Genomic DNA, 16,107 nt, shown 5'->3' with positions numbered 1-16,107 from the left:
TAGCGGAGAATGTAAGCAATTACAATTAAAAATTATTGTTTTCTTATGTTTTTAAATAAAAACAGTAAAACATATCTGGTGAGAGAGTACAAGTGATAGTTATTTAACAAACTGTGAAAAAAATTTTTAAAATATTGATACAAACCTATTTTTCTTGTGAAAAGAAGATGTCTATGATTTCTTTAAAAAAAGAAAGTTTGAATTATTTTTGTAAAACGCTTGCATATATTTTGTTTACACGTTATTATTAATTTGTAAAATAGACATATATATACAAGTTGATATGAAAGGGGTTTTATCCATGGGTAAATATCAGGCGGATGTTGAAAAGCTGCTGAAGGACATCGGCGGCAAAGAAAACATCGCGGCAGTGACTCACTGCGCAACACGAATGCGGTTTGTACTAAACGATCCAGACAAAGCCGATGAGAAAGCAATTGAGGATATTCCAAGTGTAAAGGGAATGTTCACCAATGCGGGTCAGTTCCAAGTTATCATCGGGAATGATGTTCCAACGTTTTACAACGAATTCACGGCGGTTTCCGGTGTTGAAGGAGTTTCCAAGGAACAAAGCAAGTCTATTGCGAAAAAGAATCAAAATCCGATACAACGAGCAGTTGCAGTTTTAGCAGAAATTTTTACACCAATTATTCCAGCAATCATTGTCGGTGGGTTGATTTTAGGTTTTCGTAATGTATTAGAAGGTATCGATTTCGGGAACGGCACGATTGTTTCACAATCGGTTTTCTGGAATGGTGTCAATGATTTTCTATGGCTGCCGGGGGAAGCAATTTTCCACTTCTTGCCAGTCGGGATTACTTGGAGTGTGACTCGTAAAATGGGAACCACCCAAATACTGGGGATCATTTTAGGGATTACCTTGGTTTCACCACAATTATTGAATGCCTATGCGGTAGGAAGTACAGCGGCAGCAGATATTCCATTTTGGGATTTTGGTTTTGCGCAAATCGACAAGATCGGTTACCAAGCGCAAGTTATTCCGGCCATGCTGGCAGGATTTATGTTGGCTTATTTGGAAATTTTCTTCCGAAAACGGATTCCTGAAGCGGTTTCTATGATTTTTGTTCCGTTGTTTGCTTTGTTGCCTACGATTTTGGCGGCTCATGTGGTCTTAGGGCCATTCGGTTGGTGGCTAGGCAGCGGTATTTCCTTTGTCGTAAATACAGGATTGACGTCATCGGTCAGCTGGTTGTTCAGTGCACTGTTTGGGTTCTTATATGCACCGTTGGTTATCACGGGATTGCATCATATGACCAATGCCATTGATATGCAGTTGATTGCTGATTTTCAGTCAACCAATTTATGGCCAATGATCGCGCTATCCAATATTGCCCAAGGTTCGGCGGTGTTGGCAGTTTATTTCTTACACAAAGGCAATAAAAAAGAAGAACAAATTTCAATTCCAGCAACGATTTCTTGTTATCTGGGCGTTACAGAGCCTGCGATGTTCGGGATCAACTTAAAATACGTTTATCCTTTTATCGCTGCGATGATCGGTTCAGGTCTGGCTGGTATGTTCAGCAATCTGATGGGAGTTCGTGCCAATGCGATCGGTGTCGGTGGTTTGCCAGGGATTTTAGCTATCAATTTCAATATTGGCGGTGGCGGACTTGCCTTCTTGGTGGCGATGCTGATTGCGATTGTTGTACCGTTTATTTTGACTATCGTATTCCGTCGTCAAGGAATCTTTAATAAGATCGATCCTGTCGAAGAAGCTACTGGTAATCTTGCGCCTGAATTTGCTACAGCCGGTGTCAGCGTATCAAATGTTGCGACAGAAGAAGCTGTTAGTGCAACGCCAATAGCTACGACTGAAGAAAAATTATATGCACCAGTCGATGGTCAAGTCATCGCAATTGGGGAAGTTTCCGATCCTGTTTTCTCCCAAAAAATGATGGGTGACGGATTTGCGGTTCGACCAACAGCCAACGAGATTTATTCACCGGTTGCCGGAAAAGTGACCAGCGTGTTTGAAACGAAGCATGCGATTGGTCTTTTGACAAAAACCGGAGCAGAAGTCCTCGTGCACATGGGACTAGATACGGTTGAGTTAAAAGGAGCACCTTTTGATGTGAAGGTCAAAGAAGGGGATGAGGTCACACCAAATACCTTGTTGGCAATCATGGATGTCGCTGCTGTCAAAGCGGCTGGAAAAGGAACTGATGTATTGACGGTTCTTACTAATGCAGAGAAAGTCTCAAGTCTGACACTGACAAAAACCGGCGAAATCAAAGCCAAAGAACATGTCGGTGAAGCGGAGATGTTGTAAGTTGAAAAATCAAAAAATAGCCTAGCGAGATTATTTCGCTAGGCTATTTTTAACCTTCAAATAGAAGAAAATATTTCTGAAAAGTAGGCATTAATTCTTTTCTGGAGTGTTGGGCAAGTGATTCAATTCTTCTGCTGAAAAGAGTAACGTGCCAGTGTTTTTGGCTTCGTAAAAATTATTGGAAGCTGAGTCTCGTAGCTTTTTTTTGTTTTGGAGATAGATGTTTTTTCCTATATTGAGATCTGGATTTAGTTGAACTTCTCGTTGGCTCGGGATGACTATTTTACTCTTTTTATTGCTGCTAAAGAGAGTGTACTCACCAAATAACAGAAGTCCAATTCCCGTTTCATCCCTACCGTTTATTAAACCTGAACGTTTCGCCAACTTAACAAAGGGTTTAGTTGTTTCAAAATAAATAGTGTAGGAAACATCTGTTGGGAGGGTAATTCTTTCGTCAGTTATGTCTAAGGTAATTGTTTTTTCTGGTAGCACAGTTTTCTCAATTTTCGTGATGACAATATCATTGGCATCCAATAAGGCACCATCTACCCAAAAGATAAGAACAAGCACTGTAGTCAAGCTGATGGACAAAATACCTAAAAACAAGAGTAGTCTCTTCAACCATTTTTTCTTTTTAGTATCGAAAGTCAATTCACTGACCATTTCCTGATCATCCTTCAATAAATAATCTAATGGCAAATCAAAAAATTCACTAAGTTTGACTACCTGATCCAAGTCAGGATAGCTTTTGCCTGTTTCCCATTTCGAAACGAGTTGTCGCGTGACAAAAAATTGTTGGGCGAGCTGTTCTTGGGTCAAGTCATTTTCTTTCCGGTGTTCTTTGATAATTTTTCCGATGTTCATTTTCTTGTCTCCTCTACCAAATCTTTCTTGAGTATATCAAAAAAAAATTTCCTTGGTGGATTCCTCTCAAATCTGTGATGCAACGAATCGTAACATCCTGATTTATCAGTCTTTAACAAGTGGAAAGAAAAAGTGTCAAAAAAATCTGGAATGGGTGAATCTGTTGCTTTTTTCTTGTTCTTTCACTTAATAAGATGGATTAAGTAAAAAAATAAAAGGAAATCCATTATTAAAAGAGGAAAGAGAAGGAAGAATATATGAAACGTTTACCACTCATGGATTTGGCTCAATTTGTTGCCGCATTATTGGTTATTCTGATTCACTGCGGTCGGCTGGTCGAAAATGAAGTGCTGCATTTTGTTCTTAAAAGTCTTCTTGCAAGAATAGCAGTACCATTATTTTTAGTAATCAACGGCTATTTTTATCGAGAAAAACAAAAAAAGGATTCTAGCTACCCCAAAAGATATTTTTGGCGACAGCTGCAAGTCTATTTCTTATGGAGCTTGTTTTATCTGCCTTACGGGTGGCAAATTCTTCAGGAACAAAAAATTTCTTTTTTTTGGTACCCTGCAGCTTTCATCGTTGCGTTACTATATTTGGGTAGTTGTTACCATTTATGGTATTTTCCGACCCTTTTGATGGGGATTAAATGTAGCAGTTGGTTAACAAAACGTTATTCATATCCAGTCTTATTTTGTCTTGCCGGAAGTTTCTTTTTTCTTGGTAGTAGTGAAACCTACAGTGCCTATTTAACAGGTATCCCAGCTTTCCTCTACGAAAATTACCAAAAAATTTTTTTCACCACACGAAATGGGGTGTTTTTTGGTTTTATTTTCGTTTTGATGGGTTTTTTTCTAAGTGATTATCCACAACATTCTTTATTCACTCGGAAACCTGTTTTCAAGTTGGGGGCTAGCTTGATCTTATTTGCAATCGAGGGCAGTATTGTTTTTCACCAGCAAGGAACAGACAAAAATTTTTTCTTTGCTCTTATACCCATAAGTTTGTTGTTGGCTTCTCTTTTACGAAAGGACTGTTCTTTAAAACATACAAGGCGGTGGAAGGAGTACAGCAAAGGATTGTTTTTCTTGCACCCTTTCTTTTTAGAGATTATTCAAAAGACTGCTGCTATCGCAGATTTTCGGATTTCTGGTCTACAGTTGTTTTGTTTAACAGCGCTAATGACGTTACTCTTTTTAATTGGTAAAAAGCAAGGAGAAAAGGTTTTGAAGGGATTTTTTTTTGCCGAAAAAGACTCTTCGAAAAGTCAAAAAGTACCTTTTCGAAGAGTCTAAAGAAACTTATTCAATAGCTATATTATTCCCCGGTGCATCTTTATAACCGGCTTTTGGCAGGTTCAGGGTCAGTACGCCATTATCGAATTTGGCTTTGATGTTTTCGTCGTCGATGCCTTGCATAGTGAAGCTGCGTTGGTAGGAGCTGCTGGAACGTTCGCGACGCAAATAGCGACCGGCATCATCTTTTTCTTCTTTTTCAGAAGATTGAGTAGCGGTGATGGATAAAATATCGTTGACATAGCTGACTTTGATGTCTGTTTTTTCAACTCCCGGCAAGTCGGCCTTCACGATATAATGGTCGTCATATTCTTTGATGTCCGTGGAAATCTGCCGTTCCTGCCAGAAATTATTCATCAGCTTTCCGAACAAATCCTCTGCGTTGCCTAAATCTTTTAAATCTCTTGGAATCAAGTTTGCCATTAGATATCCCCACTTTCTTTTTTTTCTAGTATAATTGTAGAATGAAAGCGCCGTTTTTAGCAAATCAAACGATTGTTTTTTCGGTAAAAATGCAAGAGTCTTTCTATACTTTTACTTTCTGCTATGATAGAATACACAACGACTCTTTTCAGATGAGTAGGTGAGAAAATGGAGATAATCGAAAAAGCACCGGCAAAGATCAATCTGGGACTGGATGTTTTGTTCAAACGACCAGATGGGTACCACGAGTTGGCAATGGTGATGTCCAGCGTTGATTTGGCAGATCGGCTGACGATGGAAGAATTGCCGAATGACCAAATTATTGTAGAGACCAACAAAGCATTTTTACCTGTGGATCAGCGAAACAATGTCTACCAGGCGGCGGTCTTAGTTAAAAAACGCTATGGCATTAATAAGGGAATCAAAATTTCCATTAAAAAACAAATTCCTGTGGCGGCTGGTTTGGGCGGAGGCAGTTCCGATACAGCAGCAGCTCTGCGGGGCATGAACCGCTTATGGAATTTAGCCCTTTCGGATCAGGAATTGATTGAGCTGGGGATGGAAGTTGGGACGGATGTTCCTTATTGTCTTTACGGCAGAACCTCTGTTGTTGCCGGCAAGGGGGAAATCGTAACAGGAATTGATCCCATGCCTCAATGCTGGGTCGTTTTGGTGAAACCCCGGGTGAGTGTGTCTACCCGCACGATTTTTCCCGAGGTGGATGTAGATAAAATTCATCATCCGGATATTCCTAAGCTGACAGAAGCCATCCGCAACAATGACTACCAGCAGATGATTCGATATATGGGCAATGCGTTGGAGGATGTCACAATTCAGCGGCACCCTGTGATTCAAAAAATCAAGGATCGTATGATGAAATACGGGGCAGATGTGGCATTGATGAGCGGCAGCGGACCGACCGTTTTCGCTTTATGCCGTCAGCATTCTCGGGCACAACGAGTGTACAATGCGCTTAAAGGATTCTGCGATGAAGTGTATCTGGTACGAACGCTAAAGTAAAGAGCTTGATATAAGTTCACAAAAAACCATTATGGCTCTATACTTTTTGATGCTGATGAGATTCACCAATATCAAAAAGTATAGAGCCATAATATATTGTAAATCTGATGTGCCTACCTGCCTATCAAATGGAGATTCCAAATAATCTAGAAAACAAAATGAGAAACAGAGATTTGTTAAGAACTTTTGATTCTTATTTTATTTTTTTTCAGCTCGTTCCTTTATTATCAGTTTCAGATTGCTCAGTACAGAGATACCAATATCCATTTTTTAAAACAAACTATGTTGGTCTAAACTAGTTTATAGAAAATTAGTTTAGGCTATTTTTCTGTTAAATAATCTAGTGCAAAAGCTAAATCAACATCTTTTACTAAATGTTCCCGCGTGAAAGGAATACGAATATCCGGTACCACACCTTTACCCAGAAGACCGGCTCCCCGATCCACTCGTGAATGTTTACTTGTAGGATACATAATCGTAAATTCTGGATAGCTTTGCTCTACACAATTTGCATAATCATTAGCTCCTAATGTATTGCGGCCGATGATAGTCACTTTCTCTGACCGTTTACATGTTTCTACAAATTGATCTCCGGAAGAGCCGCAAGAGACATCTGTTAAAATCACGATTTTTTTTGGATAGGACTTTCCTTCAAAAGAATAATCAAAATCGTTGAATCGGGGAACCATTCCCATTCCCCGATGGTGCTCCCAAAAAATCTGTTCTTTTTTCAGAAATGGATGGAAGGTTTCAGGTAGTTGTTCTATGACTTCGTTTGTAAACAGCTCCTTTCGCAAATCATAGGAACGTTGGGTTACATTGAAAAAAAAAAAATCTGACGGTGCAACTAACTGGCTAATGGATCGATTTTTAGTGAAAAGATAAGGCAACAGCGGAAAATAATTTATATCCGATCCACCAAGATTAATTCGTACATCAATAATCAAGTGAGGAATGCTTGATAAGTCAGTTGTATTTTTTTTAAGTAATTCGATGATTGCTGAATCATCTGCAAAATCAGTTAATTTTAGATAACTGCACGTGTTAGATATTTTTTTATAGATAAATTCTGGGTTGTAGGAAAAGGGATGAACTTCTTTTACCAGTTGATAGGAAGAGCCATTCCTCACTGTTACTTCCTGTGCGTAATTTAGAATGAAGCGAAAGTCTTGACGCTCATGAATTGGATCAAGCAGGTCTTGAAAAGAATGAGAAACCTGTGAAATGGATTTGCCATCAATGGCAACGAGTTCACTTCCAATTGGCAGAGGAGAATTTTTTCCACAAGCTGTAACATAAAGAGAATTCTCAAACCGTCGAACAAGAAAATTATTCTCCCAAATTTGCTGTGTGTGATCTTTTATTGCCAAATGACGATCTTGAAAACTGAGTAAAAATTTTTCTGTTTCATAAAAGAATTCTTTATACGTAGCGCATTTTTCTATTTTTTTTAAATAGCGTCCCGCATTTGGCAACGATTGTCGCTGAAAACCGGCGTAATCCACATGAGTTAAGGAAATAATCTCCTTTGCATAATCTATATAATTTTGTACCATAATCACTACTCTTTTCTTTTTTTTAGTATTTTAAGTATAGAAAAGATATAATAAAATAATCGAATTTATTGCATAAATGCAAGGAGTATGAGAATGGATTTTGGAAAAACATTTAAACAAGTACGAATACAAAAGGGTCTAACTCTTCGGCAAGTCAGTGGAACTGCTATTTCAGAAAGCCAGCTTTCACGATTTGAGAATGGGAAAAGCATGCTGACAGCAGATCATTTTTTTAAATGTCTGGCAGCGGTCAATATTTCTGCCGGGGAGTTTCAAGCGTTGATGGAAAAAGAAGAAAATGCCCAGAAAACAGTGATCCAACGAACAATCCGACAACTAACAAATACCTTTCAATTTTCAAGGCTGCAGGAGATGGCTGAAGAATTGAAACAGGCCAGTCAATTTGAGGATGATTGGCAACACCATTCCTATTATTTGATTCAGGGAGTGTTATGGCTGAATCAAGAGCAATCGCCGAAAGATGAGACTGGTAAATCTTTTTATGGTCAAATGTATTTGGAACGCTATTTTTTTCAGATTCAAGAGTGGACTTTAATAGAAATTAACGATTATTTGCAGTTGTTCCCTCTGCTTTCTGTTGAGAGTGTTTGTATTCAATCCCAAACAATTTTAAGAAAAATTAAAACTTATCCGCAAAAAAGTGTCTATTTTCGGTTCTTACTGAGTCTTTTTTCCTACTATGTTTATCACGGAGAGATTACTTTGGCAGAAAAGATACAAGAAATTGTTGAAAAGGAATCTAAAAATAACGATTCTGTGATGGGGCAGATTTTAGTGATTTTCCATCAAGGTATCCTAGCGAAAATTATGGGTGATGAAAAACAGTGTGATCAGAAATTTGATACTGCTTTGTCATTATGCCGAATTTTAAAGCAAAATGAGCTGGCTAAAACCTTGCGGAGGCGTCGGAAACGCTGGAATGTCTACCCGGATTTTGTGGAGTTGGTTACAATGGTGGAGTTGTTTCAGGTGTAGGAGTATGTAGAGAAGACGAAATTAAAAAAGGGAGTAAATTTTAGAGATGAATGTGGTATTCTTGGAAGGAGTGAAGGAGTTACATCTTAATAAATAAAGTAATTAATACAGTTGTTGAAGGTGAATGAATGAAAGATTATTTGGAAACTTTTGCAGAGTGGTATCCACAATATTTGGGACATGTAAATTACCCTGTGTACACATCGAGAGTGTATTCGGTAAAAAAACGTGATGAGCTTTATGGAAAATTAACATTAGAGCAAAAGAATTTGATTGATGGTCATAGAAGATACAAAATACGATCTCTCTTTTTGAAAAACAATTACATGAGGGAAACAGAATGGGAATTTGAAACAATTAGAATTAATTTTGATTTTAATTCGAAAAATACTGCTTTACATGAAAAATTGAAATGTAAATGTGGGCGTCCCTTGAAATATCAATTTATCATCCGTTCAAAAAAAACCAAAAAAATGATTAAGTTAGGAATTAGTCATTTCTCAGATCACTTGAATATTCCTTTAGATGTAGCACGGGAGATACAAAAGGGCGTTAATAATGTAGATATTGCAATGGATCAATTATTGGAACTAGTGGATAGACAGATTCCATTTCCAGAAAATCTTTGGCAAAGATATTGTTACGCTTTTTATCGAAACAATCAATTAAGAGAACCAGTGTCATTAAATACTAAATTGGCAAAACGAACATTCGATTTTCGTAAAGCGAAAATGCCAATTTATGTATCAGATTATCAAGAATTGGAAAAAGAGATAAGAAAAGTTAGTCGCCAGTCTTTACAACTAACTGAAGATAATTTTTATAGAGAAAAAGTGGTTTATGAAAAATTTGTAGAGGACTTTATATTAGATTTAGATGGTAATAATCTATTCAATCCAGAATGTTTTTTAGCTAAAAATGCAAAAAAACTAAGTGAAAGAAACTCTAGTAAAATTAGAAAAAATTATTTTCACTCAGTTTTTAACGAACTAAGATCTTTATCTAGCGATAGTTTCAAAGCAGAGCGCAAATGGGGTCAGTTTTCAAAGTCATTTCATGTAAATCAGGTGGATCCCATTATTAATCAATTGATTTTTGATATGTATCAAAAGCATAAATTTTCGCCTAATTTCTTTTTGGGTCTTCCAAGATTAATAAGAAATGGATTAATAAAAGAGCGAAATGAGTATCTTCAAACACAACAAAAACAAAATAAAGTAATTGAATTAGAGAGAAAAAAAGAATTAGAGATTAAAAAGAAACAACAACGAGAACAATTGGAAATATACATCAATAATCTTCCAGAATCTTTTTTTGAGACATTTGCTGATCTCTTGAAAATAAAGAGTGTAGAGAATCGGAAAGTGATGATTAGATATTTTATATCTGATTATCACGGTTTAAATAGCATATTGGAAAAAATTATGCAAATAACTGACGAGTTTTGTGAAATATATAATTTTCAAGAAATTTTTCAAGAAATATCTCTCACATTCTCCAATAGATTAGCATCATATCATTCAAATGAAAAAGTAAATTTTGGACTGAAAAAAGTGGATAATTATAATTTTGAAGGAATCCATTATTTTGGGAACTATTTACATGAGGTATGGCGAAATATACCAAAAGAATATCAGAAAGATTCTCTCACATTCTTTTGCCAGTTAGCCAAAGAAAAAAATGATTTTTTAGCGGAGGCAAGTACTGCGTTAAAATTACCTGACTCAGATGAATTCTACATGTCTATCATAAAAGTGTTGAAAAATGAGGATAAAAAATCGGAGGATATACTTTGTGAAGAAATAGAATTTATCTTTGAACGATTCGAAGTTAGTGATTGGGAGCTGGCTTTTACTTTATTAGAGTCTTCATACGAGTATAAATCCGGAAATAGTTTTGAAGAAGCATTTAATAAAATTCCAACTGAATTTAGAAAGAGGTTAATGCTGTTTAAAAATCAGATGATTATATCTGATTTATAGATAGGCAAGAATCAAAAAATTTGTCTTAGAGTGCTTGTTAGTAAACTATAATATTGATATATAAGTAAAACATTGTTAAGTAAATTCTAACAATGTTTTACTATTTTATTGATGAAAGTTACAATATATCATCCCGTATATTGATAGCGTAAAATATTTTGTGTAAATAGAAGTTTAGGATAGGAAAAAAGAAAGTCCATTCTGTAAAATTAAAGTTACCACAACCGAAATTTTATAGGAGGACTTTCTCATGACTAATTTTACTACAGAAATAATGGAAACACTACTCAATAAAGGTGATTTGGATGATTTGTTTCGTCGTCACCTAGAATTGGCTATTAACGCTTTATTACAAGCTGAATTAACGGTATTTCTTGACTATGAAAAGTATGATAGAGCTGGATTTAATTCAGGTAATTCCCGTAATGGGAATTATTCGCGCTCTTTTAAAACAGAGTACGGTGAATTGAATTTAGTAATACCTAGAGATAGGAATGGAGACTTTTCTCAACAAACCTTACCTGCTTACAAAAGAACGAACGACTCTTTGGAAACGACTATTATTCAGCTATTTCAAAAAGGAATTACTATGTCCGAAATCTCTGATCTAATCGAAAAAATGTATGGTCATTATTACACACCACAAACTATTTCAAATATGAGTAAAATTGTGTCTGAAGATGTTTCAGCATTTAAAGAAAGAACTTTAGAAGCTAAATACTCAGTCATTTTTATGGATGCTACTCATATTCCCTTAAAAAGACAAAACGTATCAAAAGAAGCTGTCTATATAGTAATTGGTATCAGGTTGGATGGAACTAAAGAGGTTCTAGGATTTACTATAGCTCCAACTGAATCTGCTTATGTTTGGAAAGAGATACTTCAAGATCTAAAAGACCGTGGTTTAGAAGAGGTTTTATTAGTCGTAACAGATGGTTTAAGTGGTATTGACGATAGTATTCATAGTGTTTATCCAAATGCTCAATTTCAACAATGCTGTGTCCATGTCTCTAGAAATATTGCTCATAAAGTTCGCGTTAAGGATAGAAAAGAAATCTGCGATGACTTTAAAACCATTTATCAAGCGGCTTCAAAAGAAGAAGCGATTGTTCAAATAGCTTTTATGACAGATAAATGGAAAAAGCAGTATCCACGAGTCGTGAAATCACTCATGAATCCTGCTATATTAACTTTTTATAATTTTCCTCCATCAATTAGAAGAACTATTTATTCAACTAACTTGATTGAAGGATTTAACAAGCAACTAAAAAAATATACAAAGAGAAAAGAGCAATTTCCTAATGAAGAATCTCTGGAGAGATTCCTAGTTTCTCAATTCAATCAATATAACCAAAAGTTTTTAGGTAGAGTGCATAAAGGATTTAAGGAAATTCAAGATACATTAGAATCAATGTTTTAACTTAAATACTGGAATGGATTCTCCATTTACACATAATTCTTGACGCAACCCGTATATTAGTCAACCATAGAGATAAAGGTCATTGGTTTTTGGTTTGGAAATTAAAGTAATGTGATATTACTAGGATTTTTTCTATATTCGGAGGGTGTCATGTTAGTTTCTTTCTTAAAAACACTAGTAAAATAGTTGGGATCTTCAAACCCAGATTCTAAAGTAATATCAATTATTCTTAAATTAGTATTTAAAAGAAGATACTCTGCCTTCTTTATTCGCATCTGATTCAAGTAAGTAAAGAACGACATTCTAAAATTTTTTTTGAAAAAACGACAAAAATGTTCTTTGCTGAAGCCGATGTGTCTGCTGACATCATTTAGAGTAATTTTATTTTTGTAGTTCTCTTCCACATAGAGAACTATTTTTTTACATTTATACGAGTTTATTTCATTTTTATTATCAGTAGGCTCATCATATCTAAACAGTTTGTCCCCATTGATATATAAGTTTTTTAAAAAAAATAATATATTGGCCTTTAATGACAATTCGAAGAAAGGTTCCTTTAACGCAAATTCATCTATGATTTTTATCACATATTTTCTGAGGTTAGAAATGTTGGACAATTCATTTGTAGCATGCAAAATATGTTTAGATGGAATTTTTATTAAGGAATCAATATAGGATTGCTGAATCAAATCTGAAGAATGGCTTTCAATGAAAAAAGAATCAAAAACGATGGCAAAGAAAGCACATTGGTTTCCTTGATAATTTACAGCTCCGTGCAACTGATTTGGAGGAATGAATAAAATATCCCCCTCCTTAGCAATATAAGAATTTTCCTCTATTTTGACTTCCATAGTTCCTCTTGAAATATATAGAATTTCCATTTCTCTATGCCAATGGGTATGGATCATATTTTTTCTGTTTTCATCATGATTAGTAAAATGCACTGCGATGGGAAAAAGGCTATGTCCATGTTCTGTTATTTCTTTTAATGAGGTATCAATGTCTTTTTCACTTGGATTTGGTGTAAAGATATAGCTACTCATTTTATGATGACCTCTTTTCTTTAGAATATCAATATTGCAAGGTAAATAAGCTAAGATAACGATTACATATTAACATAAATATCAATATAATCAATTTGTTACTAAGTTTAATTAGGGGGAAAAGTCATGAAAAAAACTTTTTGGTTATCTGGAATTGCTTTAGCAAGTGTGTTGTTATTGGGAGGCTGTGGAAGTTCTGGTTCTAAGACTTCAGCTGATGGTAGTGTTACGTTAGAGGTTTTTAATATTAAAACAGAGACGGCAGAACAAATGGACGATTTAGTTACAAAATTTGAAGAAACACATGATGATATCAAAATTAATATGACTACTGTTGGAGGTGGAACAGATGCTACGGCAGCCTTGCAGTCTAAATTTTCTTCAGGAGATGAACCAGACGTATTCATGTTAGGTGGATTGGCTGATGCTCAAACATGGGAGCATAAATTGTATGATTTAGGAGATACCGAATTAGCAAAAAATGCTATTGACGGAACTTTAGAAGGAGCAACATTAAATGATACTGTTTTAGGTGTTCCTATGAATATTGAAGGTTACGGCTGGTTAGTAAATAAAGAAATATTTAAAAAAGCTGGAATAGATGTAACGTCTATTCAATCTTTCGCAGATTTTGAAAATGCGGTCAAAACAATTGATTCAAAAAAAGCTGACTTAGGTTTAGATGGTGTGTTTGCATTTAGTGGTGGTGAAACATGGGTTTCAAGTCAATTTAGTTCAAATTTTATCGCTCCAGAATTCAATAATAGTCTTAAAGAAACCTATGAAGCTAAAAAATTAGAATTAAGCTACGCTGATCAAATGAAGGAATATGCCGATTTAGCTATCGAATATAATGCACAACCACTAGAATCAATGGATTATAGTACGTCGGTGGAAGAATTATTTGCTGGTGGAAAAGTCGCTATCGTTCATCAAGGAAATTGGATTATTCCTACGTTGAATAGTTTAGATGAAAATTTTGCAAAAGAAAGATTATCTATTGTCCCAATGTTTGTTGATGATGGAGCAAAAGGGAAAATTGTCGCAGGACCAGCATGGTATTGGGCAGTGAATAAAGATAAGGATCAAGAAGTTATTGACGCATCAATTGAATTTCTAAATTGGATGTACACAGATGAAGAGGCAATGGATGCAATCATTAATGAATTTGATTTTATTCCTGCATATAAGAATTTTTCAAGTGAAGATATTACTGATCCTTTGTCTAATGAAGTTTATACCTATTTAAGTGAAGGAAATACGGTTCCTTGGGTACACAATTCTTATCCTGATGGCTATGGTCAAAATGTGTTTGGCGTTCAACTTCAAGCTTATGCTGCAGATCAGATTTCTTGGGAAGAATTTACAGCTACATTGAAAAAAACGTGGGATGACGAACGTAAATAAAAAATAATAAAGGGGAAGTTCCCCTTTATTATAGTTTAGGAGGAGACCAATGTTAACGAATCGCTCAAAATCATTTTGGTTATTATTAGCACCAGCTCTAATTTCCTTGGCGATTGTATTATTCATTCCATTGCTGACAGGGACCTACTATTCATTAACAGATTGGAATGGAAATACTGTTGGAAATATTATTGGATTTGACAACTACATTCGAGCTTTTCAAGATCAAGGATTTATTGATAGCTTAATTTTTACAGCAAAATTTTCAGTGGTCAGTATTTTGTTAATTAATGTTATTGCTTTATTGTTAGCTACACTCGTGACACAAAAACTAGGAAGATGGACAACTATTTTTCGTACAGTATTTTTTATGCCCAATCTTATTGGGGGAATTATTCTTGGTTTCATTTGGCAATTCATCTTCAATAAAGCATTCGAGAGTATAGCCGAGGTCACAGGAATTGATTTCTTTAATGGGTGGTTAAATACACCGGAAACTGGTTTCTGGGGACTGGTAATCTTATTTGTTTGGCAAATGAGCGGATATATGATGCTGATTTACATCTCATTTTTAAATAATATTCCAGAAGAAATTCTTGAAGCAGCGGATATGGATGGTGCTAACCCGATACAAGTTTTCGTAAGAATTAAGTTACCTATGCTTATGCCAGCATTTACTGTAACGTTATTCTTAACGCTTTCTAATGCATTTAAGATTTATGATCAAAATTTAGCTCTAACACAAGGTGGACCTTTTAACTCTACCCAAATGACTGCTATGAACATCTATAATGAAGCATTTTCTATGAGGAAAATGGGTTTTGCACAATCAAAAGCAATTATTTTCTTGGTCATTATTGTTGTTATTTCAATTATCCAAATCTCAGTAACACGTAAAAAGGAGATTAGTGCCTAATGAAAACTAACCAATCTTTTTCATTAAAAAGTGATATATCGAATCAACGGATAAAAGGAAAAAGACAAAGGAAAATAAAATTAAAAAAAGCTATGCTAATTGGCTCAGGCTTGCTCCTTTCTGTATTTTGGTTTTATCCATTCTTTTTAATTATTATCAATTCTTTTAAAACAAAGACAGAGATTTTTCAAAGTACGTTAACACTGCCTAAAGGAATTACTTTTGGAAATTACACGACTGCAATAGAACGATTAGATTTTGCCAGAAGTGCTGCAAATTCAATAATAATCACTGTTGGGTCATTAGTATTGATTGTGTTCGTATCGTCGATGGCGGCTTATGCTCTATCTAGAAATACTAGTAAGGTCAGTTCACTTATTTACTTTATTATCGCAATTGGACTTTTGATTCCTTTTCAAGGAATCATGATTCCTTTGATTTCTCTTTTTGGAAAAGTTAGCATGTTGAATCGACCAGGGTTAATGATCATGTATCTAGGGCTTGCAACAAGTATGTCGACCTTTCTATATTATGGTGCGCTGCGAGGCATTCCTAAATCTTTAGATGAAGCAGCAGTAATAGATGGGGCGAATACATTTCAAATTTATTGGAAAATCATCCTACCACTTTTAAAACCGACAACGGTTACCGTTATCGTTTTGAACTCCCTGTGGTTTTGGAATGATTATCTGTTGCCATCGTTGAGTGTTAATAAAGCAGGAATGTATACAATACCACTAAAAATGTTTTTCTTTTTCGGGGAATTCAATAAACAATGGCATTTAGCATTGGCAGCGTTAGTTATTGTTATTTTACCAATTATTATTTTGTTTGTTGTATTACAAAAGCATGTTGTTAAAGGAATATCAGATGGTGCAGTTAAGTAGGAGGATGA

General features: G+C 35.3%; 13 protein-coding genes. 9 read left to right on the top strand and 4 right to left on the bottom strand.

Annotation, left to right across the window (positions count from 1 at the left end):
* Nucleotides 1-301: 301 nt before the first annotated feature.
* Nucleotides 302-2,290: a PTS system trehalose-specific EIIBC component gene (gene treP / locus BN1875_RS09320; RefSeq protein ID WP_048604577.1), complete on the top strand. Its 1,989-nt coding sequence runs from the start codon at nt 302-304 to the stop codon at nt 2,288-2,290.
* A 90-nt stretch (nt 2,291-2,380) separates the two neighbouring features.
* Here treP and BN1875_RS09315 read toward each other — a convergent pair whose 3' ends face one another.
* Nucleotides 2,381-3,154, bottom strand: coding sequence for a helix-turn-helix domain-containing protein (locus BN1875_RS09315; RefSeq protein WP_048604576.1), 774 nt, complete (start codon nt 3,152-3,154; stop codon nt 2,381-2,383).
* A 257-nt stretch (nt 3,155-3,411) separates the two neighbouring features.
* Here BN1875_RS09315 and BN1875_RS09310 point away from each other — a divergent pair, with 257 nt between their 5' ends.
* Nucleotides 3,412-4,449 (top strand): acyltransferase family protein, encoded by a 1,038-nt coding sequence (locus tag BN1875_RS09310; RefSeq protein ID WP_048604575.1) that lies wholly within the window; start codon nt 3,412-3,414, stop codon nt 4,447-4,449.
* Between the two features lie 6 nt (nt 4,450-4,455).
* On the opposite strand, the gene BN1875_RS09305 is transcribed toward BN1875_RS09310, so the two are convergent.
* On the bottom strand, nt 4,456-4,872 hold the full coding sequence (locus BN1875_RS09305) for an Hsp20/alpha crystallin family protein (RefSeq protein WP_048604574.1): 417 nt from the start codon (nt 4,870-4,872) through the stop codon (nt 4,456-4,458).
* Nucleotides 4,873-5,040: 168 nt separating this feature from the next.
* On the opposite strand from BN1875_RS09305, the gene ispE reads away from it, so the two are divergent.
* Nucleotides 5,041-5,892, top strand: coding sequence for a 4-(cytidine 5'-diphospho)-2-C-methyl-D-erythritol kinase (gene ispE, locus BN1875_RS09300; protein ID WP_048604573.1), 852 nt, complete (start codon nt 5,041-5,043; stop codon nt 5,890-5,892).
* A gap of 320 nt (nt 5,893-6,212) precedes the next feature.
* Here ispE and BN1875_RS09295 read toward each other — a convergent pair whose 3' ends face one another.
* The gene (locus BN1875_RS09295; RefSeq protein WP_048604572.1) at nt 6,213-7,448 is read right to left on the bottom strand and encodes a S41 family peptidase; all 1,236 of its coding nucleotides are present in this window, start codon (nt 7,446-7,448) and stop codon (nt 6,213-6,215) included.
* A gap of 93 nt (nt 7,449-7,541) precedes the next feature.
* On the opposite strand from BN1875_RS09295, the gene BN1875_RS09290 reads away from it, so the two are divergent.
* The 3 genes from BN1875_RS09290 (at nt 7,542) to BN1875_RS09280 (ending at nt 11,846) form a co-directional block, all read left to right on the top strand.
* On the top strand, nt 7,542-8,444 hold the full coding sequence (locus BN1875_RS09290; RefSeq protein ID WP_048604571.1) for a helix-turn-helix domain-containing protein: 903 nt from the start codon (nt 7,542-7,544) through the stop codon (nt 8,442-8,444).
* A 128-nt stretch (nt 8,445-8,572) separates the two neighbouring features.
* On the top strand, nt 8,573-10,426 hold the full coding sequence (locus tag BN1875_RS09285) for a hypothetical protein (protein ID WP_048604570.1): 1,854 nt from the start codon (nt 8,573-8,575) through the stop codon (nt 10,424-10,426).
* 250 nt (nt 10,427-10,676) lie between these two features.
* A complete protein-coding gene (locus BN1875_RS09280; RefSeq protein ID WP_048604569.1) occupies nt 10,677-11,846 on the top strand; it encodes an IS256 family transposase in 1,170 nt (389 codons plus the stop codon).
* 101 nt (nt 11,847-11,947) lie between these two features.
* Here the strand turns inward: BN1875_RS09280 and BN1875_RS09275 are convergent, their stop codons facing one another.
* Nucleotides 11,948-12,889 carry an AraC family transcriptional regulator gene (locus tag BN1875_RS09275; protein ID WP_048604568.1) on the bottom strand — a complete coding sequence of 314 codons (942 nt, stop codon included), beginning with the start codon at nt 12,887-12,889 and terminating at the stop codon, nt 11,948-11,950.
* A 126-nt stretch (nt 12,890-13,015) separates the two neighbouring features.
* Between BN1875_RS09275 and BN1875_RS09270 the strand changes: the two genes are divergently transcribed.
* From BN1875_RS09270 to BN1875_RS09260, 3 genes are all read left to right on the top strand, one after another.
* Nucleotides 13,016-14,296, top strand: coding sequence for an ABC transporter substrate-binding protein (locus tag BN1875_RS09270; RefSeq protein ID WP_048604567.1), 1,281 nt, complete (start codon nt 13,016-13,018; stop codon nt 14,294-14,296).
* 49 nt (nt 14,297-14,345) lie between these two features.
* Nucleotides 14,346-15,212 (top strand): carbohydrate ABC transporter permease, encoded by an 867-nt coding sequence (locus tag BN1875_RS09265; RefSeq protein WP_048604566.1) that lies wholly within the window; start codon nt 14,346-14,348, stop codon nt 15,210-15,212.
* Between the two features lie 92 nt (nt 15,213-15,304).
* Entirely contained in the window at nt 15,305-16,099 is a 795-nt protein-coding gene (locus BN1875_RS09260) for a carbohydrate ABC transporter permease (RefSeq protein WP_048605315.1), read from the top strand.
* Nucleotides 16,100-16,107: the final 8 nt, after the last annotated feature.

This window comes from Enterococcus massiliensis (genome assembly GCF_001050095.1).
Classification (GTDB): Bacteria; Bacillota; Bacilli; order Lactobacillales; family Enterococcaceae; genus Enterococcus_C; species Enterococcus_C songbeiensis.
This window is presented reverse-complemented; position numbering and strand designations above follow the sequence as displayed.